Here is a 21122-nt window from a genome sequence, read left to right on the forward strand (position 1 = left end):
GGGATGAATTTTCGGGGATGAAAGAGAAGGGGCTCAGCTGCTGCAGCAGTTCCTGCTGGCGGCTTTCTGCAGCGCGGCTTCGTCGCAGCGCGGACAGAACTCGTGTTCGCCGGCGAGGTAGCCGTGTACCGGGCAGATGGAGAAGGTCGGCGTCACCGTCAGGTAAGGCAGGCGGAAGCGTCCGAGGGCGGTGCGCACCAGGGTCTTGCAGGCCTCGGCGCTGGAGATGCGCTCGGCCATGTACAGGTGCAGCACGGTGCCGCCGGTGTATTTGCATTGCAGGGCGTCCTGCAGTTCCAGTGCCTCGAACGGATCGTCGGTGAGGCCCACCGGCAGCTGCGAGGAGTTGGTGTAGTAGGGCGCGTCCGGCGTGCCGGCCTGGAGCACGTCCGGGTGGCGCTTCTGGTCCTCACGGGCGAAGCGGTAGGTTGTGCCTTCGGCCGGCGTGGCTTCCAGGTTGTAGAGGTGTCCGCTGTCTTCCTGGAAGCGCACCAGACGCGCCCGCACATGGTCCAGCAGCGCCAGCGCCATCTGCCGACCGACCTCGGTGTGCAGGCCTTCGCGGTCGTCGGTGAAGTTGCGCAGCATCTCGTGCAGGCCGTTCACACCGATGGTGGAGAAGTGGTTGCGCAGGGTGCCCAGGTAGCGCTTGGTGTAGGGGTAGAGCCCGGCATCCATGTGCTGCTGGATGACCTTGCGCTTGACCTCCAGGCTGTCGAAGGCCAGCTCCAGCAGGTAGTCGAGCTGAGCGTAGAGGCCGGCAGCGTCACCGCGATGGCGGTAGCCCAGGCGCGCGCAGTTGATGGTCACCACACCCAGCGAACCGGTCTGCTCTGCCGAGCCGAACAGGCCGTTGCCGCGCTTGAGCAGCTCGCGCACGTCCAGTTGCAGGCGGCAGCACATGGAGCGCACCTGGTTGGGCTGCATGTCCGAGTTGAGGAAGTTCTGGAAGTACGGCAGGCCATAGCGCGCGGTCATCTCGAAGAGGCGCGTGGCGTTGTCGCTGTCCCAGGGGAAGTCGTGGGTGATGTTGTAGGTCGGGATCGGGAAGGTGAACACCCGGCCGTGGGCGTCGCCGGCCTGCATCACCTCGATGTAGGCGCGGTTGATCAGGTCCATCTCGGCCTGCAGCTCGCCATAGGCGAAGGGCATTTCCACGCCGCCGACGTAGGGAATCTGCTCGCGCAGGTCTTCCGGGCAGACCCAGTCGAAAGTCAGGTTGGTGAAGGGCGTCTGGGTGCCCCAGCGCGAGGGCACGTTGAGGTTGTAGATGAACTCCTGCAGCGCCTGGCGCACCTGTTGATAACTCAGACTGTCGTTGCGCACGTAGGGCGCCAGGTAGGTATCGAAGGAGCTGAAGGCCTGGGCCCCGGCCCATTCGTTCTGCAGGGTGCCGAGGAAGTTGACCATCTGCCCCAGCGCGCTGGACAGGTGCTTCGGCGGCCCGGCCTCGACCCGCCCCGGCACGCCGTTCAGGCCTTCGCTGAGCAGGGTTCGCAGCGACCAGCCGGCGCAGTAGCCGGCGAGCATGTCGAGGTCGTGGATGTGCAGGTCGGCCTCGCGGTGGGCGACGGCGATGCCTTCGCTGTACACCTCGTCCAGCCAGTAGTTGGCGGTGACCTTGCCGGACACGTTGAGGATCAGCCCGCCCAGGGAATAGCCCTGGTTGGCGTTGGCGCGCACCCGCCAGTCCTCCCGCGACAGGTATTCGTTCATCGACGCGGCGACGTCCACCAGTGTCTTGCGCTCTCGGCGCAGGCGGCCGTGGCGTTCGCGGTAGACGATGTAGGCGCGGGCGGTGGGGTAGTGTCCGGCTTCCATCAGGGCGCGCTCGACGACGTCCTGCACCTGCTCCACGTCCAGGTCGTTCCGGGCCGGCAGGCGGGCCAGCACGCGACGGGTCAGCTCTCCGGCGTGGGGCGCGGTGAACTCGCCGCTGGCCTCGCCAGCGGCGGCGATGGCGCGTTCGATCTTGCTCGGGTCGAAGGCGGCGGAGCTGCCGTTACGCTTGCGCAGGCTGGCGGGAAGAGGGGCGGTCCGTGTCAGGGGCATTGGCTTGATTCCACAACATGCTGTGTCCCGAGTTATTCAAGACAACAAGATGTTGTTGGAATCTAACGGCATTGCCCGTAGGAAAATTGACCTCGGTCAACGTCGAGCGTCAGTCAATTTTTGCCATCGGAGGTATTGACCGGCACACCTCCCGGAATCAGCCGAGCAAGGGCGCCAGCCGCTCTGCCAGGCGCCCGGCAAGGTGCTCGTCGGTGACATTGGTGAAACTCATGATCAGCGCCGGCTCGCGCCTGGCCTCGACGCACCACGCGTTCAGCGCCTGCAGGCCGAGGCCTTCGGCATGGGCGCGGCGGGCGACGGCGAGGTCGTCCTGGTCCAGCGCGCCGATCAGGTGCAGGCCGCCGGGGGTGTCAGCGAAGCGCAGGCGCTCGCCCAGGCGCTCCTCCAGCGCGCTGCGCAGCCACTGGCGGCGCCGGGCGTAGAGCGTGCGGGTGCGCTTGAGGTGGCGGGCGAAGTGGCCTTCCTGCATGAAGTCGCACAGGGTCGCCTGCAGCAGCGCCGCGCAGCCGGAGGAAAACACCTGCTGGGTGCGCACGAAGTCCTCCACCAGATGCGCCGGCACCACCAGATAGCCCAGGCGCAGGGCGGGGTAGAGCACCTTGCTGAAGGTGCCGGTGTAGAGCACGTGGCCGGCGCGGTCGAGGCTCTTCAGCGCCGGCAGCGGGAAGCCGGCGTAGCGGTACTCGCTGTCGTAGTCGTCCTCGACTATCCAGGCGCCGCTGCTGGCCGCCCAGTCCAGCAGGGCCAGGCGGCGCGGCAGGTTGAGCGCAACGCCAGTGGGGCTCTGTTGCGACGGCGTGACCAGCGCAAAGCGCGCCTCCGGCGCGCGGGTGATGCCGTCTTCCACGCGCAGGCCATCGGCGTCCACCGCGATGGGCACTGGCACGCCGCCGGCCCGGCGCAGCAGTTCGCGGCCGCGCGGGTAGCCGGGGTCTTCGTGCCAGAAGCGCTGGCCGGGTTCGAGCAGGGTGCGGCTGATCAGGTCCAGCGCGCCCTGGTAGCCGGCGCAGATGAATACCTGCTCCGGGGCGCAGACGATGCCGCGGGAAATCCCCAGGTAGCCGGCGACGGCCTCGCGCAACGGCCCGTAACCGCAGGGCTCCGGGTAGGCCAGCATGGACGCGCTCTGCTGGCGCAGACGCCGCGCACACAGGCGCGCCCAGAGTGCGCGGGGGAAGGCATCCAGCGCCGGCACGCCGAGCTGGAACGGTCGCAGGGTCGGGCCGTGGGCGATCAGGCCGGGCAGGCTGCGTTCCACCGTCGCGGGCTCGACCGGCACCGGTGGTGCGGAGCTGGTGCGTCCCGCCAGCTGAGGCGAGACCACGGTGCCCGCCGGTCCGCGCGCCAGCAGGTAGCCCTCGCTGGTCAGCAACTGGTAGGCCAGCTCCACCGTGCCGCGCGCCACGCCCAGTTCGCCGGCCAGCCCCCGCACCGGCGGCACGCGCTCGCCCGGGCGTAGCGCACCACGGCTGATGGCATCGCGGAAGCGCTCGTAGAGCTGGCGGTAGATCGGCAGTTCATGGCTCGGGTCCAGCGGTTGGCGGAACGAATCGAAGGGCGCGGTCATGGCCTGTCCGAGTAGGCGATTAATCCGGAATGCGACTATGCCATGACCGGTATCAAGGCGTCCTGGCGGCCGCGATGCACGATCAGCGTCTAGGCTTGCAGGCAGTGTTGAAAAGCCGGCGCCGCGACTCCATCTGTTGTCGCAGAAGCCCGTTTTTTCCACCTGTTCGCCTCGCAGTGCGCGCAGCGGCTCCGGCTGCCCGCGCGAATTCCCCGTGTCCCAGGCGCCGACAGGTCCAACGCATGTGAGGAGTGACCGTTACCGATGGAATTCAAGGACTATTACGCCGCGCTCGGGGTCGAGCCCGACGCCGACGAGAAGGCGATCAAGACCGCCTACCGCAAGCTCGCGCGCAAGTACCACCCGGACGTCAGCAAGGAGCCGGACGCCGAGACGCACTTCAAGGAAGTCTCCGAGGCCTACGAAGTGCTGAAGAGCCCGGAGAAGCGCGCCGAGTACGACGAACTGCGCAAGTACGGCGCGCAGGGGCCGCAGTTCGAGGCGCCGCCCAGCTGGCAGCCGCGCGGTGGTTTCGACGGCCCGTCGCCGGGGCACGAGCAGGACTTCAGTGACTTCTTCGAGCAGATTTTCGGCGGCCGCGCCGGCGGCTCCCACGGTGGCTTCGGCGGTGCGCGCCAGCCGCAGGTCCACCGTGGCCAGGACGTGGAGATGGAGGTCCCGCTGTTCCTCGAGGAAACCCTTTCCGGAGACAGCCGGCCGATCAGCTTCAGCCTGCCCAGCTACGACGAATACGGCCGCAAGCTGCCGCCGCAGAACAAGACGCTGAACGTGAAGATCCCCGTGGGCACCGCCGACGGCGAACGCATCCGCCTCAAGGGGCAGGGCGCGCCGGGTATCAACGGCGGGCCGGCGGGCGACCTGTACCTGGCTATCCGCCTGGTGCCGCACCCGGTGTTCGACGTCGACTGCCGCGACCTCGTCGTCACCGTGCCGGTGGCGCCGTGGGAAGCGGCGCTCGGCGCCAAGGTGGAAGTGCCCACGCTGGGCGGGCGGATCAACCTCGGCATCCCGGCCAACAGCCAGGCCGGCCAGCGCCTGCGCATCAAGGGCAAGGGCCTGCCGAACAAGGGCGAGGCCGCCGCTGGCGATCTCTATGCGGTGCTCAAGGTGGTGATGCCGAAGACGGCAGACGAAGCGACCCGCAAACTCTGGGAAGAACTGGCTGCCAAGGCGGCCTTCGACCCCCGTGCCGATTGGGGTAAACGCGCATGACGACGACAGTGATGGTGGTGGACCTCGACGAGCTCTGCCAGTCGGTGAACCTCCCCCGCGACGTGCTCGTCGAGATCGTCGAGGTGGGTATCGTGGAGCCTCGCGAACAGCGCGCCGGGCATTGGGTCTTCGATTACCAGGCGGTCAGCGTGGTGCGCCGCGCGGTCCGGTTGCGCCGCGAGTTCGAGCTGGACTGGCCGGGCATCGCCCTGGCGCTGCGCCTGCTGGACGAGGTGGACGAACTGCGCGCGGAGAACCGTTACCTGCGCCAGCGCCTGGCGCGCCTGCTGGAGGACTGACGACTCACTGGGCCGTGGTCGCTGCGCTGGCGGCGTTGAGCGGGATGAACTGCACCAGGCCGAGGATTGGTGCGGCAAGGATGCCCTGCACGTAGTTGATCCCGCTGCGTCGCAGGCTCTCGTGGGTCATCTGTGCCAGCAACTCCAGCCGACCGATCATGCGGCCGAACTCGCGCTCGAAGGACAGGTTGCGGCCGGCGGCGCTGATCTCGTTGGACAACAGCAGCGGCTGGCCCTGCTCGTCGGTGCGGCTGGCCAGCAGCCAGGCCGCTACCTCGATGTTCCAGGCCGCATTGGCGGTCATCTGCGAGTTCAGCCCGCTGAGCAGGTGCTGGGTATCGGTGTCGCCATACAGTTCGTAGAGCATGCTGCCGAGCCCGTAGATCAGCGCTCCGGCACGGTCGCCCTGGAACTCCGCGTCGAAGGCCAGGGGCAGGGCAGCCACCGATTGCCTGCCGCCCAGGCCGGGCAGCGGCTGCTGGTTGCGGATGGCGTCCATCACCTGCTGGTGGGCTGCATCGCGTGAGGCAGCGCCGGTTTTCTTCCATTCCCGCGGGTTGCGCTTGTAGAGCTTGTCGAGCAGCAGCGACAGGCTGTCCAGGTTATCGCGCATGGCCAGGTTGGCGGCGCGGTTGGCGTCGTTCTGCAGCATCTGCCCGGAGCTGAAGCCCACACCGTCGACGTCCTTCTTCACCGGCGGCGAAGTACAGCCGGCGAGCAGGGTGAGGGCAAGGAAGTGCAACAGAAGGTGGCGCAGCATCGACGGTCCGGGCGCGGGAAACGGGCCTGAACCTTGGCGTGAGAAGGCGCGTGGAGCCAGCCGCAATGATGGCCAGTGCCGGGTGTCGCAGCGGCCTGCGACGGGCTGCTCAGAATGGCGGGGGAAAGCGCCGGCGGGTGCCGGCGCCTGGGCAGATCAGCGTGGCTGGTTCTGCACGATCCAGCCGGAGAAGGCATCGATGATGCTCTTCAGGAAGGGCTCGGTCTTCTCCGACAGCTTGCCGGATTCATCGAAGAAGCCGCCGGCGCCGCCCAGGTAGGCTTCGGGCTGCTGCAGCACGGGCATGTTGAGGAACACCAGCGACTGGCGCAGGTGGTGGTTGGCGCCGAAGCCGCCGATGGCGCCCGGCGAGGCACTGACCACGGCGCAGGGCTTGGCATTCCAGGCGCTCTTGCCGTAGGGGCGCGAGCCGACGTCGATGGCGTTCTTCAGCACGCCGGGCACCGAGCGGTTGTACTCGGGGGTGACGAAGAGCACCGCATCGGCGCGGGCGATGCGCTCGCGGAAGGCGGTGTAGCTGGCGGGCGGGGTGCCCACGTCGAGCTCTTCGTTGTACAGCGGCAGGTCGCCGATCTCCACGATTTCCAGCTTCAGGTTGGCCGGCGCCAGTGCGGCGAATGCCTTGGCGATCTTGCGGTTCAGGGATTCCTTGCGCAGGCTGCCGACAACAACGGCAACATCGAAGACTTGGCTCATGGCGACTCCTAGGGATCGGGGTAGTGAGCCGTTTGTTATAGACGATGAGCGTGACATTGCGTGGACATGGATCAAGGTTCGGTAATCATGTCCCAGTCGTTCTGAATGATCTTGGCTCTGTGGGGTGGGGCATTGCACCACTAGAGTGGCGACATGTCCCAGCCGCCCGATTCGAGGTCCCCATGTGCATGAAAGTCTTCTTCGCCGGAGCCAGCGGTGCCATCGGCCAGCGCCTGCTGCCGCTGCTGCTGGAGCGTGGTTACCAGGTGCTGGCAATCAGTCGCTGCGCGCAGCGAGCCGCCGCTCTGGAGGCCGCGGGAGCGCGGGCGCTGGTGCTGGATGTCTATGACGCGCAAGCCCTGAGTGCCGCCATGCGGCAGTTCCAGCCGCGCTGGGTGATCCACCAGCTCACCGACCTGCCCGCCGGCCTCGACCCTGCCCTGATGCCCGCCGCCCAACCGCGCAACGCGCGGGTTCGCCGCGAAGGTACTGCCAACCTCGTGGCAGCAGCTCGCGCCGCTGGCGTCGAGCGCATGGTGGCGCAGAGCATCGCCTGGGCCTACGTGCCGGGCGAGTTGCCGTTGCATGAGGAACAACCGCTGGACCTGGGCGCCGAAGGCCCGCGCGCCATCAGTGTCGGCGGCGTCGCCGCGCTCGAAGAGGCGGTGCTCGGTGCGCGGCCGATGGAGGGCATCGTCTTGCGTTACGGCCGACTCTACGGGCCGGGTACGGGAGCCGATGCGGCAGACCCGAGGCTGGCCGTGCATGTGGACGATGCCGCCCGCGCCGCCCTGCTGGCGCTGGAGTGGGGCGCGCACGGCGCCTACAACATCGCCGAACAGGACATCGAAGTCAGCTCGGCCAAGGCACGACATCGCCTGGGCTGGCAGCCGGGCTTCCGCCTGGCGGGGGTGCCGGCATGAGCCTCGTCTCGGGGCATGAGGCCCGGGCCGGTCTGGTGCTGGTCATTGCCCTCAGTGCCGGCGCATTGCTCTGGCAGCCCTGGTCGCGGCCGCTGGTGAGCCTGGCGCAAAGCCATGCCGGGGCTTCAGCTGGCGCGCGGCCGAGCACTCAGGTGAAGCGCCTGTCCTGCGAGCCGCTGGCCGACATGCCCGGCAAGGTCGTGACCACGCTGCAGGTGGACTTCCCGCCCAACGGCTACACCCCGGCGCACCGCCATCCCGGCGCGGTGACCGCCATCGTGCTCAGTGGTCAGGTGCGCTCGCAGATGCAGGGCCTGCCGGCGCAGACTTACCGCGCGGGCCAGACCTGGTTCGAGCCCAGCCGCGAGCTGCACCTGTTCGCCGAGAACCCCAGCGCCAGCGAGCCTGCGCGCCTGCTGGCAGTGATTGTCAGCGACGAGCACTGCGGCCCGCTGGTGATCCCCGAACCGACCGCCGCCCACCGCCATTGATGCTTCGCGAAAGGAGATTCGCATGACCCCACTCACCCCCTTCAGCGCTGCCCAGCTCGACGCGACCCTGGCCCGCCTCGGCCTGTCGCCGGAGCGCCCAGCGCCGACGCTGGAAAACCTCGACCGGCTGATCGTCGCCGCGCTGCATCACCTGCCTTTCGAGAAGCTCGACGTGCTGCTGGACCAGCCCATCCTGATCGAGCCGGAGGCGGTGTTCGCCAAGGTCGTCGAGCGCCAGCGCGGCGGTTACTGCTTCGAGTTGAACAGCCTGTTCGCCCGCCTGCTGGCCAGCCTGGATTACCGTGTGACCCTGCTGGTGGCGCGGGTGCGCTGGGGCCTTCCGGCGGATGCGCCGCTGACGCCGCAGACGCACCTGCTGCTGCGCATCGATCTGGCCGAAGGGCCGCACCTGGTGGATATCGGCTTCGGCGGCCCTGCTTCGCCCAAAGCCCTGCCGCTGCGGGTGAACGAAGAGCTGCCAGGAGGCTGGCGTGTCAGTGGTTCGGCGGATGAGGAACTGGAGATGGCAACGCGCTCGGCATCCGGCTGGCAGACGCTGTACCGCTTCACCCTCGAGCCGCAGCATTGGGCCGACTACGGCATGCGCAACTGGTACACCTCGACCTACCCGCAGAGCGTGTTCCGCAACTCCCTGCGCGTGGCGCTCAGCGACGGCGGCGCGCGGCTGTCGCTGTTCAACGGGCAATTCAGCCGGCGTGGTGCGGACGGCGAAGTCGAGCAGCGCTCGATCGAGCATGCCGACGAATTGCTGGACGTCCTGCGCGAGCGTTTCCACCTGCAACCGGCGGCGCCGGACTTGCCGGCCCTGCGCCGCAGGCTGGCTCAGTTGCTGGAGTCGGCCGTCAGCGCCTGAGTGCCGCGAGGCTCGGCGGAGGCGGCAATGTCCGGCGCCACGCCGATGGCCAGCCGGACGATGCGGCCGGGCAGTTCGTCGCGCTGCAGTTCGCCGCCGGGCCTGCCGGCGAGCCAGTTGCCGTCGATGTCCGAGGCGCGGCACTGCAACTGGCGCTCGCCGTCCGGTGAGTCCGGCAACAGCCAGCGGCAGCGCCCGTCGAAGATGCGTGCGCCCTTTTTCGGCATTCCGGCGCTGCCGGCGGAGAGCTGGCTGCGGACAGCCAGGTTGGCGAAGCTGATATCGGGTTGCACGGCGTCCAGGGGGTGGGTGGCCGATTCGCCGTCCATTTCGATGAGGATGTGCCGGAGCTCGCGCCTGCAACCGTCGCTGCTCAGACTCAGCGGCACCTGGTAACTGACCCGGTAGGGGCGTTCACCGTGGCCGGGCGTGGCGAAGAGGCGTTGCGTGAGGTCGTCTTTCGCCGGGGAATTGCAGTGGCTGCCCTCGGGTGGCGAATAGCGCGCATTACCCACCAGGCTGAAATCGCCCGGCAGGTCGGCTTCGAAAGTGAATTCGTCGCTCGCGCAGCCGCTCAGGACGAGGGCTGCCAGCGAGGGGAGCCACCGCCACAGTGGGCGGCTGGAGGGGCGGGAAGGCATGTGGAGGTCCTGCGGCAGTCGAAGCTGCGCAGGAGCATCCACGGATCAGCGGAGCGACTGTATCGGATTGCTCGGTACTGGTTGTAGGAAAGCGGCCAGTCAGTCCGGCGGCTCAGCCGATCATTCCAAAACCACGCGCCATCAGGGTCGCCAGCAGCGGCAGGATCAGCAGCGCCAGCAGCTCCACGCGGATGGTCATGATCACCAGCTTCGCCTGGCGCTCGCTGGGCACTGGAACGCGGCCAGCCTTGAGCTCGTTGCGCCAGTTGAGGAAGGTCATGGTCGGCAGGATCGACAGCAGCGCCACCAGCACGAAGAGGCCGATCTTGGCGTGGAACAGGCTGTTGTGCAGATAGTAATCCGTGCCCTTGGCGAACCAGACGACACGTGCCGCGCCGGTCAGCAGTACCACGCCGGCACAGGCGCCGTAGGCCAGGTCGACTATCACCAGGCTGCGCGCCCGCGACAGGTCCAGCGGCAGGCGGAACAGCTGGTGCTCCAGCACCAGCAGGGCGAACAGGATGAAGATCGACAGGTAGTGCAGGTACGCGGCGATGGCTTGGGCCATGAGTGGGTCCTCTGCTGGGGCCTTGCTTCTGGTCAGGCTGAGGCCGGCGGCGCGCTGAAGTTCACCCGGTTGCGCCCGGCCTGCTTGGCACTGTAAAGCGCGCCGTCGGCGCGTTCCAGCGCCTGGTCGACAGGCTCTTCACCTGCCAGCAGGGTGCAGCCAATGCTCAGGCTGACCGGCAGCGGCCCGCAGGGGAGTTGCACCGGCTCGTGGCCGATCAGCTCGCGCACGCGCTCGGCGACGCGCTGCAGTTCCTCGCCGTCCTTCACCTTGAGCAGGGCGACGAACTCCTCGCCGCCCTGGCGCACCAGCAGGTCGTCCGGCCGCAGCGCGGCGCGCAGGCGGCGGGCGCATTCGCAGAGCACCTGGTCGCCGGCGGCGTGGCCGTGCTGGTCGTTGATCGCCTTGAAGTGGTCGAGGTCGGCGTAGATCACGCCCAACTGCACGTGGTTTTGCCGCGCCAGGCGGCACTCGCGGTCCTGGAAGGCGAGCAGGCCACCGCGGTTCCACAACTGGGTCAGTGGGTCGAGCAGGGCCTTGCGCTGCTCGCGGTCCATTTCCACGCGCAGGTCGCGGTTGCTCTGGATCAGTGTGCGCAATTGCAGGTAGCCCTCGGCGAGGGTGGCAAGGTCGCGGAAGTTGGCCTGCTGCGCCTCGGTCATGCTGCGCGGCCGCGGGTCGACCATGCACAGGGTGCCGATGGCCTGGCCATTGCCGGCGCGCAGCGGGCGCCCGGCGTAGAAACGGATGTAGGGCGGGCCGAGCACCAGCGGGTTGTCGGCGAAGCGTTCGTCGAGGGTGGCATCGGGCACCAGCAGGGTGTCCTCGCCGAGGATCGCGTAGCCGCAGAAGGACACGTCGCGCGTGGTCTCGGTGGCGTCCAGGCCGACGCGGGCCTTGAACCACTGGCGATCCTGGTCGATCAGGCTGATCAGCACGGTGTCGACCTTCACCAGGTCCTGGGTCAGCTGGACGAGGGTATCCAGGTAGTGCTCGGCCGGGGTGTCGAGCAGGTTCATCTCATCCAGGGTCTGCTGACGCAGGGTTTCGTCAACGGGAATGGGACAAGCCGGCATGGCGTCTCCTCAACAGGTCAGGGGCTGGCAGGCGCCTGCCAGGCGTCTTGGCGTGTCAGCTTCCACGCGTAGCCGGCTAGGACCAGCGCACGCAGCAACATGAAGCATAGGAAGGTTAGCCACAATCCGTGATTTCCCCAGCCCTGCAGGGCGAAACCCAGCGGCAGACTGGCGGCGCAGGCCAGCAGCATGGCGTTGCGCATCTCGCGGGCGCGGGTGGCGCCGATGAACAGGCCGTCGAGCAGGTAGCTCCACATGCCGATGAGTGGCAGGCAGGCGAGGTAGGGCAGGTACTGGTCGGCGGTGGCGCGCACCTCCGGGATGTCGCTCTGCAGGGCGATGAACAGGTGCCCGAAGAAGGTGAAGAAGACGACGAACAGCAGGCTGGCGATCAGCGACCAGCCGCAGGCGACCACCAGCGAGCGGCGCAGCGCGGTGCGGTCGCGGCCGCCGATGGCATGGCCGCACAGCGCCTCCACGGCGTGGGCGAGGCCGTCGAGGGCGTAGGCAGTGACCATCAGGCCGTTGAGCAGCAGCGCGTTGGCCGCCACCGTGGCGTCGCCCAGGCGCGTGCCCTGCACCGTGAGCAGGAAGAACACGCCCTGCAGCGCCAGGCTGCGGATGAAAATGTCGCGGTTGACCATCAGCAGCGGCCGCCAGCTGGCCCAGGCGTGCAGGCGTGACCAGTCCGGCAGGCCGGGAAAGCGCCTGAGCGCACCACGGGTCAACGCCAGGCCGAGCAGCGCGCCGCCCCATTCCGCGGTTACCGCGGCCTTTGCCGCGCCGGCCACGCCCCAGCCCAGGCCCAGCACGAACCACAGGCTGAGGACGATATTGATGAGGTTGGTGGTCAGCAGGATCGCCAGCGGTGCGCGGGCGTTCTGCGTGCCGAGGAACCAGCCGACCAGTGCGTAGGTGGCCAGTGCCGCCGGCAGGCCGAACAGGCGGATGTGGAAGAACTCACGGGCCAGCACATCCAGCTCGGGGGACGGGCGCATCAGCGCAAGCGCGGGGCCGGTCAGCGGCACTGCCAGCAGGCTGAGCAGCAGCGCGAGGCCCAGCGCCAGCAGCAGGCCCTGGCCGAGAATCCGCCGCAAGGCTCCGCCGTCTTCACGCCCGGCCGCCTGGGCGGCGAAGCCGGTGGTGCCCATGCGCAGGAAGCCCAGCACGCCGACCAGCAGGGTATAGAACCCGCCGCCAACCGCGACGGCGCCCAACTGGTGCGCATGCGGCAGGTGGCCGATGACCGCGCTGTCCACCAGGGTGACCAGCGGCACGGAAACGTTGGAGAGGATCATCGGCGCGGCGAGCGCCCAGACACGACGGTGGGTCGGCGAATGTCGCCAGGCTTCGAGCAGGGAATTCATGAGGGGCTCCTGAGCTGGCGCGCAGTATAGCGAGCCGGGAGCCCCGTGCTTTCAGGCGGCCGTGATCAGGCCGTCTTCTTGCGGTAGGCGCAGTAGCCGGGGCGCGGGCCGACCTGCGGGTGGTTGCGGCAGGTGTCCGGGCGCTTGGCGTAGACGCTGCAGAGGCGCGTCTTGCGGTCGAGGAAGTAGCAGTCGCCGTTGCTGGTGCGGGTCAGGGTGAAGATGCCACTCTTCTGGTTGAAACGCTCGACGACGCCTTCCTTGAGCAGGCGCTTGGCGATGTTCTTCGCCGGTTCGTCGCGTTCGAATTCGTCGACCACGCCGATCCGGATCAGGTCGTTGACGTTCACTTCCGCCGGCATGGTGCAGCAGGTGGCGTTGCAGTCCTTGCACAGGCCCGAGGTGTACTTCGCCCAGGTTTCCAGGCGGTCCAGTTCGGCGTTGGCAATCAGCGGTGGTTTTCTCATGGCGGCAAGTCGGTAGCGGTGGCGCGAAGGCGCGCATCATAGTGGTCGGCGCGCAGATTTGCTTGGCCTTTCGACGAACAGAGCGGCGTTCTACAGAGCGTCGATTCCGCCGTTATCGCGCAGATAGTCCCTGAAGGTCGGGTAGCAGATGAGGAACCAGGGCGTGAAACGCTCCGGGTGCGCGGCCATCTCGGCTTCCAGATCGGGCAGGGCGACGTAGCGGAAGTCGTCGGCCTCCTGTGGATCGGGGTGCGGTGGCTGCTCATCGACGGCACCGAACAGGTGGCCGTACTCGTGCTCGGTCATGCCGTTGGCCAACGCCAGGCGATAGCTGAACTCGAACAGCTTGCGCAGCTCGACCTGTACGCCCATCTCCTCGCGCAGCCGGCGTTCGGCAGCGTGCTTCGCGGACTCATCGGGGTAAGGGTGGCCGCAGCAGGTATTGCTCCACAGTCCGCCACAGTGATACTTGCCCGCCGCGCGGCGCTGCAGCAGCAGTTCACCGGCGCGGTTGAACACGTAGACCGAAATGGCACGGTGGCGCAGCCCGAGATGATGGGCCTGGTGTTTTTCCATCGTGCCGGTCGGGTTGTCGTGTTCGTCGACCAGGATCACCTGGATATCGGTCATGGAAATCTCCTGCGGGCGAGCCATCCGTGCTCAGAGTAGACGGATGGTTTTCAGCCCTTGCGGATCATCCAGATGCCCACCGCGATGGCGGCCATGCCGGCGATCTTCAGGGTGCTCACCGGCGCTTCCTTGAAACCGGCCCAGCCGAAGTGGTCCAGCGCCAGTGCCATGCCCAGCTGGCCGGCGAGCACCAGCACCATGAACATCAGCGCGCCGACGCGCGGTGCGGCGAAGGCGGCGATGAAGATGAAGAACATCCCCAGGAAGCCGCCGCACCACTGCCACCAGGGCATCCCGCGCATCGCTGCGAGGCTGGGGAATTCGCGGTTGGCCAGGGTCAGCGCGAGCAGGCCGAGCATGCCGACGAAGAAGGAAATCAGCGCGGCGGCCAGCACGCTGGATACCTGCTTGGCCAGTTGGCCGTTGATGCCGGCCTGAAGGGGCAGGCAGGCGCCGGCGATCAGCGGAAGGACGAACAACCACCAGGGTGGCGTAGGCATGGGAAACTCCGGAAAGGGTCGCAAAGCTGGGCAGCGAAGGGCTGGCCAGCGGTCGATCGAGAATAGTCAGCCGCGTAGTATGCACCAGACTGGAGCATCGCTCCCGCCCCGATGGAGGTCCCGACCATGGCCACCCGTGCTTCCCGCGTGCTGAGCGTCCGCATCGAGCGGCCGCGCGACACCGCCTACGAGTTCCTCGCCGACCCGACGAACTTCCCTTACTGGGCTTCAGGCTTGTGCAGCTCCATCGAGCCGCTGGAAGGTGATCTCTGGCTGGCGCAGACACCCCAGGGCCCCCTGCGCGTGCGCTTCACGCCGCGCAACGCGTTCGGCTTGCTCGATCATGACGTGCTGCCCGAGCAGGCGCCGGCCGTCCACATCCCGTTGCGACTGATCGCCAATGCCGAGGGCTGCGAGCTGCAACTCACGCTGTTGCGCCAGCCACAGATGGACGACGCCACCTTCGAGCGCGACGCGCAGTGGGTGGAGCGTGACCTGCAGGCGATCAAGGTGTTGCTGGAGGGGTGATTCGTGGACTTATGCCACCGCTTGCAGCCGGGCAATGGGCGGGTGCGCCTGCTGACTGACCTGCCACAGATCGTAAGCCGCCTGCATCGCCAACCAGTGGCGGGCCGTGCCCAGGCCGGCCTGCTCCAGGCGCCAGGCTAGGTCCGCGCTGATGGGCGCTCGGCCGTGGAGCACTTTGGACAGGTGCGGGCGGCTTACGCCGAGATGGGTCGCCAGAGCAGTCACGGAAAGGCGAAGCTCCGGTAGTACATCCTCACGGAGGATTTCGCCGGGGTGGGGCGGGTTGTGCATCGCCATGCTGGGTGCTCCAGTCAGTGGTAGTCGAGATAGTCCAGCAGCTCCACGTCGCTGTCGACGAAACGGAAGGTAACGCGCCAGTTGCCCGAGACGCTGACGGCCCAGCAGCCGGACAGCGAACCTTTCAGGCCGTGCAGGCGGTAACCGGGCAGGTCCATGTCTCGCGGGCCGTTGGCGCTTTCCAGCGCGGCAAGGATGCGTTTGAGCCGGGGCACGTGATCGGCCCTCACTCCACGAGGATCACCTTGCTGGTAAAGGGCGCGCAGCCCCTTGTGGCGGAAGCTTCTGATCATCGCCGGACTGTAATCTAACAGATTACAGTCGCCCTAGCCGAGACGCTTGTCAGAAGGTTCTCCGCACAGTGTTCAGCTTGTAGGAGCGAGCTGGCTCGCGAACAGTTTCCAGGCAGCTGCGGCGCTGGGCGGTTCGCGAGCAAGAACTAGGCGTCCCCCTCGCCCCTACAGAAACCGTCAAAGGCGTGCGGCCAGCTCAGCACCCTCGCGGATCGCCCGCTTGGCATCGAGTTCCCGCGCCACGCTGGCGCCGCCGATGATGTGGTAGCGCAGGTTCTGCGCCGCCAGCGTCGGCTGCAGGTCCAGCAGCGGTTCCTGGCCGGCGCAGATCACCACGTTGTCCACCGCCAGGCATTGCTCCTGGCCGTCGATGCGCAGGTGCAGGCCGTCGTCGTCGATGCGCAAATATTCCACGCCACCGATCATCCGCACGCCGTGATGTTTGAGGTGCGCGCGGTGCACCCAGCCGCTGGTCTTGCCCAGCCCGGCGCCGGGTTGGCCGGCCTTGCGTTGCAGCAGCCAGAGCTGCCGGTGTGGGTTGGCGGCGACCGGCGGGATCAGGCCGCCGCCGGTGGCGTTGTCCAGGTCGATGCCCCACTGGCCCAGCCATTCGCCCAGCGGCTGCGGGCCGTTGCGTTCGCTCAGCAGGAAGCTGGCGACGTCGAAGCCGATGCCGCCGGCGCCGATCAGCGCGACCTTCTCGCCCACCGCAGTGCCGCGCAGCACATCGAGGTAGCTGAGCACCTTGGCGTGGCCGATTCCCGGAATCGACGGCGTGCGCGGCTGGATGCCGGTGGCGACTATCACCTCGTCGTACTCGCCGCTCAGTTCGCCGCGCCGGATGCGCCGGCCCAGCTGCACCTCGACGCCCAGGTCGCCCAGGCGTACGGCGAAGTAGCGCAGCGTCTCGTGGAATTCCTCCTTGCCCGGCACTAGCTTGGCCAGGTTGAACTGCCCGCCGATCTCCCCAGCGGCTTCGAACAGTGTCACCCGGTGGCCGCGTTCGGCGGCGACGCAGGCGGCGGACAGCCCGGCCGGCCCGGCACCGATCACCGCGATGCGCTTGTGGACGCGCGCCTTGCGGTAGCGCAGTTCGGTCTCGAACGCCGCACGTGGGTTGACCAGGCAGCTGGCGCGGCGGTTGGCGAAGGCGTGGTCCAGGCAGGCCTGGTTGCAGGCGATGCAGGTGTTAATCGAGGCAGCGCGGCCGGCGGCGGCCTTTTCCACGAACTGCGGATCGGCCAGCAGCGGCCGGGCCATGGAAACGAGGTCGGCGTGGCCTTCGGCGAGCAAACGCTCGGCGACTTCCGGCGTGTTGATGCGGTTGCTGGCGATTACCGGCACGCGCAGTTCGCGACGCAGGCGCGCGGTGACTTCGGCGAAGGCCGCGCGCGGCACCGAGGTGACGATGGTCGGCACCCGTGATTCGTGCCAGCCGACGCCGGTATTCAGCAGGTCGATGCCGGCGCCTTCGAGGGCTCGTGCCACAGTGCGTACCTCGTCCCAGGTGTTGCCGCCTTCCACCAGGTCGAGCAGTGACAGGCGGTAGCTGATGACGAAGCGCTCGCCCAGCGCACGACGGGTGCGGCGGACGATCTCCAGCGGCAGGCGCATGCGGTTGCCCAGGTCGCCGCCCCAGCGGTCTTCGCGCTGGTTGGTGCGCGGGCAGAGGAACTGGTTCAGCAGGTAGCCTTCGCTGCCCATGATCTCCACGCCGTCGTAGCCGGCGGCGTGGGCGAGCTTCGCGCAACGCACGAAGGCGGCGATGGTGCGCAGGATGCCGCGCTCGGACAGCTCGCGCGGGGCGAACCAGCTGATCGGCGATTTCACCGGCGAGGCCGAGACCACCAGCGGGTGATAGCCGTAGCGCCCGGCGTGGAGGATCTGCAGCAGGATGCGCCCGCCCTCGCGGTGCACCGCCTGGGTCAGGCGCCGGTGCGCCGGCACCTGCAGGCCGCTGGTGAGGCTGCTGCCCAGCGGCAGCAGCCAGCCTTCGCGGTTGGGCGCAAAGCCGCCGGTGATGATCAGCCCGACACCCCCGCGCGCCCGCTCGCGGTAATAGGCGGCGAGCTTGCCGAAGTCCCACAGGCGGTCTTCCAGGCCGGTGTGCATCGAGCCCATCACCACGCGGTTGCGCAGTTGAATCGGGCCCAGGTCGAGCGGGGCGAGCAGGTGAGGGTAGGGCGAGGCGGCGGACGACATGGAAGCGCTCTTGGGCAATCAGGTCCTGCCACCCTAACGGGCCGGCGATGGGCTGGTTAACGGCCCGGCTGCCGTACCGTTCGGGCATTTCGGTCAAGCGCTTCGGTTGACAGACTGGCCACAGGTTCCAGACTCAAACCCATGGCAGGGCTGCAAGGCCCCGATCGCAGGCTGAAGTGACGGAGGTCGTCATGAAAGCGATAAGAACAAGACACGCGCGCCATTACCTGCTCGCTGCCCTGATCGGTGTGGCCCTGCTCGGGCTGCACGAATCCCTCCAGCCGGATCGCGCGCAATCCGCCTGCCGCCCCGACGGTGAGAGTATCTCCTGTGCCTACCCGCCCGTTGCCCATTTGGGGGTACTCGGCAGTGCGTTCTGAGTGACGCACTGACGCGCGTCAATGCGCCGCAAATCCACGGCGTGCATGGTCTGCCCCGCTCAAAGCTGGCGCATTGCGCCTGCTTGGCTATCTTTTAAGCAGCAAGGGTCCGGCCATGTCCCGGACGTACGCTGCCTGATCAGGAGACGCACGATGGATATGAACCGTCGGCAATTTTTCAAGGTCTGCGCCGTGGGCCTTGGAGGATCGAGCCTGGCGGCACTCGGGATGGCACCCCCGGATGCATTCGCCGACCAGATCCGCCACTTCAAGCTTGCGCGCACCGTCGAGACCCGCAACACCTGCCCGTACTGCTCGGTCGGTTGCGGCATCCTGCTGTACAGCCAGGGTGACGCGGCAAAGAACGTCGCGCAGAACATCATCCACATCGAGGGTGATTCCGATCACCCGGTCAACCGCGGCACGCTCTGTCCCAAAGGCGCAGGCCTCCTGGACTTCGTCCACAGCCCCAACCGCCTGAAGTATCCGGAAATCCGCGAGGCGGGCTCCAGCGAGTGGAAGCGCATCGGCTGGGACGAGGCGCTCGACCGCATCGCCAAGCTGGTGAAGGAAGACCGCGACGCCAACTTTATCGAGAAGAACGCCCAGGGCCAGACGGTGAACCGCTGGCTGACCACCGGCTTCCTGGCCGCGTCGGCGTCTTCCAACGAAGCGGGCTACATCACCCACAAGGTGGTTCGTTCTCTCGGCGTACTGGCGTTCGACAACCAAGCGCGTGTCTGACACGGCCCGACGGTGGCAAGTCTTGCCCCGACGTTTGGCCGTGGAGCCATGACCAACCATTGGACCGACATCAAGAATGCCGATCTGATTCTGATCATGGGCGGAAACGCCGCTGAAGCGCACCCGTGCGGCTTCAAGTGGGTGACCGAAGCCAAGGCGCACAACAAGGCGCGCCTGCTGGTGGTCGACCCGCGATTTACCCGTTCCGCTTCGGTGGCCGATTACTACGCGCCCATCCGCACCGGCACGGACATCGCCTTCCTCGGCGGTCTGATCAACTACCTGCTGGAAAACGACAAGTACCAGAAGGAATACGTGCACAACTACACCGACGTCTCCTTCATCGTGAAGGAAGGCTTCGGCTTCGACGACGGGCTGTTCAACGGCTACGACGCGGAGAAGCGCACCTACCCGGACAAGTCCTCCTGGCAGTACGAGCTGGGCGAGGACGGTTTCGCCAAGGTCGACCCGACCCTGACGCACCCGCGCTGTGTGTTCAACCTGATGAAGCAGCACTACAGCCGCTATACGCCGGACGTGGTGAGCAACATCTGTGGCACGCCCAAGGACATGATGCTCAAGGTGTGGGAAGAGATTTCCACCACTGCGGCGCCGACCAAGGTCATGACCATCATGTACGCCCTGGGCTGGACCCAGCACTCGGTGGGCGCCCAGATGATCCGTACCGGCGCGATGGTCCAGCTGCTGCTGGGCAACATCGGCATGCCCGGCGGCGGCATGAACGCCCTGCGCGGCCACTCCAACATCCAGGGCCTGACCGACCTGGGGCTGCTGTCCAACTCGCTGCCCGGCTACCTGACCCTGGGCATGGATGCGGAGCAGGACTACAACGCCTTCATCACCAAGCGCACCAGCAAGCCGCTGCGTCCGGGGCAGTTGTCCTACTGGCAGAACTACCCGAAATTCCACGTCAGCCTGATGAAATCCTGGTTCGGCAAGGCCGCGACCAAGGAGAACAACTGGTGCTACGACTGGCTGCCGAAGCTGGACATGCCCGGCGCCGGCTACGACGTGCTGCGCTACTTCGACATGATGTACCAGGGCAAGGTCAACGGTTACTTCTGCCAGGGCTTCAACCCCATCGCCTCCTTCCCCAACAAGGCCAAGGTCAGCGCCGCGTTGGCCAAGCTGAAATGGATGGTGGTGATGGACCCGCTGGCCACCGAGACCTCGGAGTTCTGGCGCAATGCCGGCGAGCACAACGACGTCGACACCAAGGCCATCCAGACCACGGTGTTCCGCCTGCCCACCAGCTGCTTCGCCGAGGAAGACGGCTCCATCGTCAACTCCGGGCGCTGGCTGCAGTGGCACTGGAAGGGCGCCGAGCCGCCGGGTGAAGCGCGTACCGACATCGCCATCATGAGCGGCCTGCTGCATCGCCTGCAGGCGGCCTATCGCAAGGATGGCGGCGCCTTCCCCGACCCGATCCTGGGTCTGGACTGGCCGTACCTGCGGCCGGACGAACCGAGCCCGGAAGAGGTGGCCAAGGAGTACAACGGCAAGGCACTGGCGGATCTCGTCGACCCGAACAACGGCATGGTCCTGGCGAAAGCCGGCGAGCAGCTACCGGCCTTCGCGCTGCTGCGCGACGACGGCAGCACCGCCAGCGGCTGCTGGATCTTCGCCGGTTCCTGGACGCAACTGGGCAACCAGATGGCCCGCCGCGACAACAGCGACCCGTACGCCATGGGCCAGACCCTGGGCTGGGCCTGGGCGTGGCCGGCCAACCGGCGGATCCTCTACAACCGCGCCTCCGCGGACGTCAGCGGCAAGCCCTGGGACCCGGTGAAGAAACGCCTGGTGTGGTGGAACGGCAAGGCCTGGGGCGGCACCGACGTGCCCGACTACAAGGCCGACGTACCGCCGGAAGCGGGAATGAACCCGTTCATCATGAACCCCGAAGGCGTGGCCCGTTTCTTCGCCGTCGACAAGATGGCCGAGGGCCCGTTCCCTGAGCACTACGAGCCGTTCGAGACGCCGATTGGCGTCAACCCGCTGCACAAGAACCCGCAGGCGATCAGCAGCCCGGCGGCGCGGGTGTTCAAGAACGACATGGAGCTGTTCGGCAAGGCCGACGAGTTCCCCTACGCCGCGACCACCTACCGCCTCACCGAGCACTTCCACTTCTGGACCAAGCATTGCCGTCTGAATGCCATCGTCCAGCCGGAACAGTTCGTCGAGATCGGCGAGGCGCTGGCCAAGGAGCTCGGGATCAAGGCCGGCGACCGCGTGAAGGTCTCCTCCAACCGTGGCTTCATCAAGGCGGTGGCGGTGGTGACCAAGCGCATCCGTCCGCTGCAGGTCAACGGCAAGACCGTGCACCACGTGGGCATCCCCCTGCACTGGGGCTTCTCCGGGGTTGCGCGCAACGGCTACCTGACCAACACCCTGACCCCCTTCGTGGGCGACGGGAATACGCAGACGCCGGAGTTCAAGTCCTTCCTCGTCAACGTGGAAAAGGCGTGAGGTGA

Annotated in this window: 22 protein-coding genes; 8 read left to right on the forward strand and 14 right to left on the reverse strand. The window is 67.4% G+C overall.

All coding sequences use genetic code 11. From position 1 onward, the window contains the following. Window positions 1-33 precede the first annotated feature (33 nt). Together IB255_RS17875 and IB255_RS17880 are read right to left on the reverse strand one after the other, a co-directional pair. Window positions 34-2052, reverse strand: coding sequence for a ribonucleoside triphosphate reductase (locus IB255_RS17875; RefSeq protein ID WP_081515619.1), 2019 nt, complete (start codon window positions 2050-2052; stop codon window positions 34-36). A 157-nt stretch (window positions 2053-2209) separates the two neighbouring features. Beyond that, window positions 2210-3640, reverse strand: a complete 1431-nt coding sequence (locus IB255_RS17880; RefSeq protein WP_081515620.1) for a PLP-dependent aminotransferase family protein — start codon at window positions 3638-3640, stop codon at window positions 2210-2212. Between the two features lie 264 nt (window positions 3641-3904). Between IB255_RS17880 and cbpA the strand changes: the two genes are divergently transcribed. Both cbpA and IB255_RS17890 read left to right on the forward strand, forming a co-directional pair. Continuing rightward, the gene (gene cbpA / locus IB255_RS17885; RefSeq protein ID WP_192210606.1) at window positions 3905-4873 is read left to right on the forward strand and encodes a curved DNA-binding protein; all 969 of its coding nucleotides are present in this window, start codon (window positions 3905-3907) and stop codon (window positions 4871-4873) included. After that, window positions 4870-5172, forward strand: a complete 303-nt coding sequence (locus IB255_RS17890; protein WP_225594885.1) for a chaperone modulator CbpM — start codon at window positions 4870-4872, stop codon at window positions 5170-5172. Before cbpA ends, IB255_RS17890 begins: the two co-directional genes overlap by 4 nt. Window positions 5173-5176: 4 nt before the next feature. Here IB255_RS17890 and IB255_RS17895 read toward each other — a convergent pair whose 3' ends face one another. Further along, complete coding sequence (locus tag IB255_RS17895) at window positions 5177-5932, reverse strand: hypothetical protein (RefSeq protein ID WP_081515626.1); 756 nt, start codon at window positions 5930-5932, stop codon at window positions 5177-5179. A 156-nt stretch (window positions 5933-6088) separates the two neighbouring features. After that, window positions 6089-6649 (reverse strand): NADPH-dependent FMN reductase, encoded by a 561-nt coding sequence (locus IB255_RS17900; RefSeq protein WP_081515628.1) that lies wholly within the window; start codon window positions 6647-6649, stop codon window positions 6089-6091. Window positions 6650-6831: 182 nt separating this feature from the next. Between IB255_RS17900 and IB255_RS17905 the strand changes: the two genes are divergently transcribed. The 3 genes from IB255_RS17905 to IB255_RS17915 are packed head-to-tail and all read left to right on the forward strand — an operon-like array spanning window position 6832 to window position 8937. Continuing rightward, complete coding sequence (locus IB255_RS17905) at window positions 6832-7572, forward strand: NAD-dependent epimerase/dehydratase family protein (protein ID WP_081515629.1); 741 nt, start codon at window positions 6832-6834, stop codon at window positions 7570-7572. Then, window positions 7569-8063: a cupin domain-containing protein gene (locus IB255_RS17910; RefSeq protein WP_081515631.1), complete on the forward strand. Its 495-nt coding sequence runs from the start codon at window positions 7569-7571 to the stop codon at window positions 8061-8063. Before IB255_RS17905 ends, IB255_RS17910 begins: the two co-directional genes overlap by 4 nt. Before the next feature lie 22 nt (window positions 8064-8085). After that, the gene (locus IB255_RS17915) at window positions 8086-8937 is read left to right on the forward strand and encodes an arylamine N-acetyltransferase family protein (RefSeq protein ID WP_192210607.1); all 852 of its coding nucleotides are present in this window, start codon (window positions 8086-8088) and stop codon (window positions 8935-8937) included. Here IB255_RS17915 and IB255_RS17920 read toward each other — a convergent pair. The 7 genes from IB255_RS17920 to IB255_RS17950 all read right to left on the reverse strand — a co-directional run bounded on the left by IB255_RS17920 (window position 8907) and on the right by IB255_RS17950 (window position 14186). Further along, window positions 8907-9578: a hypothetical protein gene (locus IB255_RS17920; protein WP_081515635.1), complete on the reverse strand. Its 672-nt coding sequence runs from the start codon at window positions 9576-9578 to the stop codon at window positions 8907-8909. The two genes, IB255_RS17915 and IB255_RS17920, sit on opposite strands and share 31 nt — an antisense overlap. 112 nt (window positions 9579-9690) lie before the next feature. Next, window positions 9691-10146: a DUF2214 family protein gene (locus IB255_RS17925; RefSeq protein WP_081515636.1), complete on the reverse strand. Its 456-nt coding sequence runs from the start codon at window positions 10144-10146 to the stop codon at window positions 9691-9693. A 32-nt stretch (window positions 10147-10178) separates the two neighbouring features. Then, a complete protein-coding gene (locus IB255_RS17930) occupies window positions 10179-11222 on the reverse strand; it encodes a sensor domain-containing diguanylate cyclase (protein ID WP_081515638.1) in 1044 nt (347 codons plus the stop codon). 17 nt (window positions 11223-11239) lie between these two features. Then, window positions 11240-12589 (reverse strand): MATE family efflux transporter, encoded by a 1350-nt coding sequence (locus IB255_RS17935; RefSeq protein ID WP_081515640.1) that lies wholly within the window; start codon window positions 12587-12589, stop codon window positions 11240-11242. Window positions 12590-12654: 65 nt separating this feature from the next. Continuing rightward, entirely contained in the window at window positions 12655-13056 is a 402-nt protein-coding gene (locus tag IB255_RS17940) for a YkgJ family cysteine cluster protein (RefSeq protein ID WP_081515642.1), read from the reverse strand. A gap of 90 nt (window positions 13057-13146) precedes the next feature. Continuing rightward, a complete protein-coding gene (gene idi / locus IB255_RS17945; RefSeq protein ID WP_081515644.1) occupies window positions 13147-13686 on the reverse strand; it encodes an isopentenyl-diphosphate Delta-isomerase in 540 nt (179 codons plus the stop codon). Between the two features lie 50 nt (window positions 13687-13736). Beyond that, the gene (locus IB255_RS17950) at window positions 13737-14186 is read right to left on the reverse strand and encodes a DMT family transporter (RefSeq protein ID WP_081515646.1); all 450 of its coding nucleotides are present in this window, start codon (window positions 14184-14186) and stop codon (window positions 13737-13739) included. 126 nt (window positions 14187-14312) lie between these two features. On the opposite strand from IB255_RS17950, the gene IB255_RS17955 reads away from it, so the two are divergent. Further along, window positions 14313-14714: a polyketide cyclase gene (locus IB255_RS17955; RefSeq protein ID WP_081515799.1), complete on the forward strand. Its 402-nt coding sequence runs from the start codon at window positions 14313-14315 to the stop codon at window positions 14712-14714. Between the two features lie 9 nt (window positions 14715-14723). Here IB255_RS17955 and IB255_RS17960 read toward each other — a convergent pair whose 3' ends face one another. The 3 genes from IB255_RS17960 to IB255_RS17970 form a co-directional block, all read right to left on the reverse strand. Next, on the reverse strand, window positions 14724-15011 hold the full coding sequence (locus IB255_RS17960) for a HigA family addiction module antitoxin (RefSeq protein WP_081515648.1): 288 nt from the start codon (window positions 15009-15011) through the stop codon (window positions 14724-14726). 14 nt (window positions 15012-15025) lie between these two features. Next, complete coding sequence (locus tag IB255_RS17965; protein WP_081515650.1) at window positions 15026-15304, reverse strand: type II toxin-antitoxin system RelE/ParE family toxin; 279 nt, start codon at window positions 15302-15304, stop codon at window positions 15026-15028. A 177-nt stretch (window positions 15305-15481) separates the two neighbouring features. Next, window positions 15482-17506 (reverse strand): NADPH-dependent 2,4-dienoyl-CoA reductase, encoded by a 2025-nt coding sequence (locus IB255_RS17970; protein ID WP_192210608.1) that lies wholly within the window; start codon window positions 17504-17506, stop codon window positions 15482-15484. A 191-nt stretch (window positions 17507-17697) separates the two neighbouring features. On the opposite strand from IB255_RS17970, the gene IB255_RS17975 reads away from it, so the two are divergent. Then, on the forward strand, window positions 17698-17886 hold the full coding sequence (locus tag IB255_RS17975) for a hypothetical protein (RefSeq protein ID WP_081515654.1): 189 nt from the start codon (window positions 17698-17700) through the stop codon (window positions 17884-17886). A gap of 153 nt (window positions 17887-18039) precedes the next feature. Beyond that, entirely contained in the window at window positions 18040-21117 is a 3078-nt protein-coding gene (gene fdnG / locus IB255_RS17980) for a formate dehydrogenase-N subunit alpha (RefSeq protein ID WP_139791455.1), read from the forward strand. Window positions 21118-21122: the final 5 nt, after the last annotated feature.

Source organism: Pseudomonas sp. PDM22 (assembly GCF_014851965.1).
Lineage (GTDB): Bacteria > Pseudomonadota > Gammaproteobacteria > Pseudomonadales > Pseudomonadaceae > Pseudomonas.

What these genes read in the sequence shown, in the direction of transcription:
- IB255_RS17950 (WP_081515646.1), bottom strand. Translation starts at nt 14,186, where the DNA reads ATGCCTACGCCACCCTGGTGGTTGTTCGTCCTTCCGCTGATCGCCGGC.
- IB255_RS17960 (WP_081515648.1), bottom strand. Translation starts at nt 15,011, where the DNA reads ATGGCGATGCACAACCCGCCCCACCCCGGCGAAATCCTCCGTGAGGAT.
- IB255_RS17965 (WP_081515650.1), bottom strand. Translation starts at nt 15,304, where the DNA reads ATGATCAGAAGCTTCCGCCACAAGGGGCTGCGCGCCCTTTACCAGCAA.
- IB255_RS17925 (WP_081515636.1), bottom strand. Translation starts at nt 10,146, where the DNA reads ATGGCCCAAGCCATCGCCGCGTACCTGCACTACCTGTCGATCTTCATC.
- IB255_RS17935 (WP_081515640.1), bottom strand. Translation starts at nt 12,589, where the DNA reads ATGAATTCCCTGCTCGAAGCCTGGCGACATTCGCCGACCCACCGTCGT.
- idi (WP_081515644.1), bottom strand. Translation starts at nt 13,686, where the DNA reads ATGACCGATATCCAGGTGATCCTGGTCGACGAACACGACAACCCGACC.
- IB255_RS17880 (WP_081515620.1), bottom strand. Translation starts at nt 3,640, where the DNA reads ATGACCGCGCCCTTCGATTCGTTCCGCCAACCGCTGGACCCGAGCCAT.
- IB255_RS17915 (WP_192210607.1), top strand. Translation starts at nt 8,086, where the DNA reads ATGACCCCACTCACCCCCTTCAGCGCTGCCCAGCTCGACGCGACCCTG.
- IB255_RS17955 (WP_081515799.1), top strand. Translation starts at nt 14,313, where the DNA reads ATGGCCACCCGTGCTTCCCGCGTGCTGAGCGTCCGCATCGAGCGGCCG.
- cbpA (WP_192210606.1), top strand. Translation starts at nt 3,905, where the DNA reads ATGGAATTCAAGGACTATTACGCCGCGCTCGGGGTCGAGCCCGACGCC.
- IB255_RS17890 (WP_225594885.1), top strand. Translation starts at nt 4,870, where the DNA reads ATGACGACGACAGTGATGGTGGTGGACCTCGACGAGCTCTGCCAGTCG.
- IB255_RS17905 (WP_081515629.1), top strand. Translation starts at nt 6,832, where the DNA reads ATGTGCATGAAAGTCTTCTTCGCCGGAGCCAGCGGTGCCATCGGCCAG.
- IB255_RS17940 (WP_081515642.1), bottom strand. Translation starts at nt 13,056, where the DNA reads ATGAGAAAACCACCGCTGATTGCCAACGCCGAACTGGACCGCCTGGAA.
- IB255_RS17875 (WP_081515619.1), bottom strand. Translation starts at nt 2,052, where the DNA reads ATGCCCCTGACACGGACCGCCCCTCTTCCCGCCAGCCTGCGCAAGCGT.
- IB255_RS17895 (WP_081515626.1), bottom strand. Translation starts at nt 5,932, where the DNA reads ATGCTGCGCCACCTTCTGTTGCACTTCCTTGCCCTCACCCTGCTCGCC.
- IB255_RS17975 (WP_081515654.1), top strand. Translation starts at nt 17,698, where the DNA reads ATGAAAGCGATAAGAACAAGACACGCGCGCCATTACCTGCTCGCTGCC.
- IB255_RS17930 (WP_081515638.1), bottom strand. Translation starts at nt 11,222, where the DNA reads ATGCCGGCTTGTCCCATTCCCGTTGACGAAACCCTGCGTCAGCAGACC.
- IB255_RS17970 (WP_192210608.1), bottom strand. Translation starts at nt 17,506, where the DNA reads ATGTCGTCCGCCGCCTCGCCCTACCCTCACCTGCTCGCCCCGCTCGAC.
- IB255_RS17910 (WP_081515631.1), top strand. Translation starts at nt 7,569, where the DNA reads ATGAGCCTCGTCTCGGGGCATGAGGCCCGGGCCGGTCTGGTGCTGGTC.
- IB255_RS17920 (WP_081515635.1), bottom strand. Translation starts at nt 9,578, where the DNA reads ATGCCTTCCCGCCCCTCCAGCCGCCCACTGTGGCGGTGGCTCCCCTCG.
- IB255_RS17900 (WP_081515628.1), bottom strand. Translation starts at nt 6,649, where the DNA reads ATGAGCCAAGTCTTCGATGTTGCCGTTGTTGTCGGCAGCCTGCGCAAG.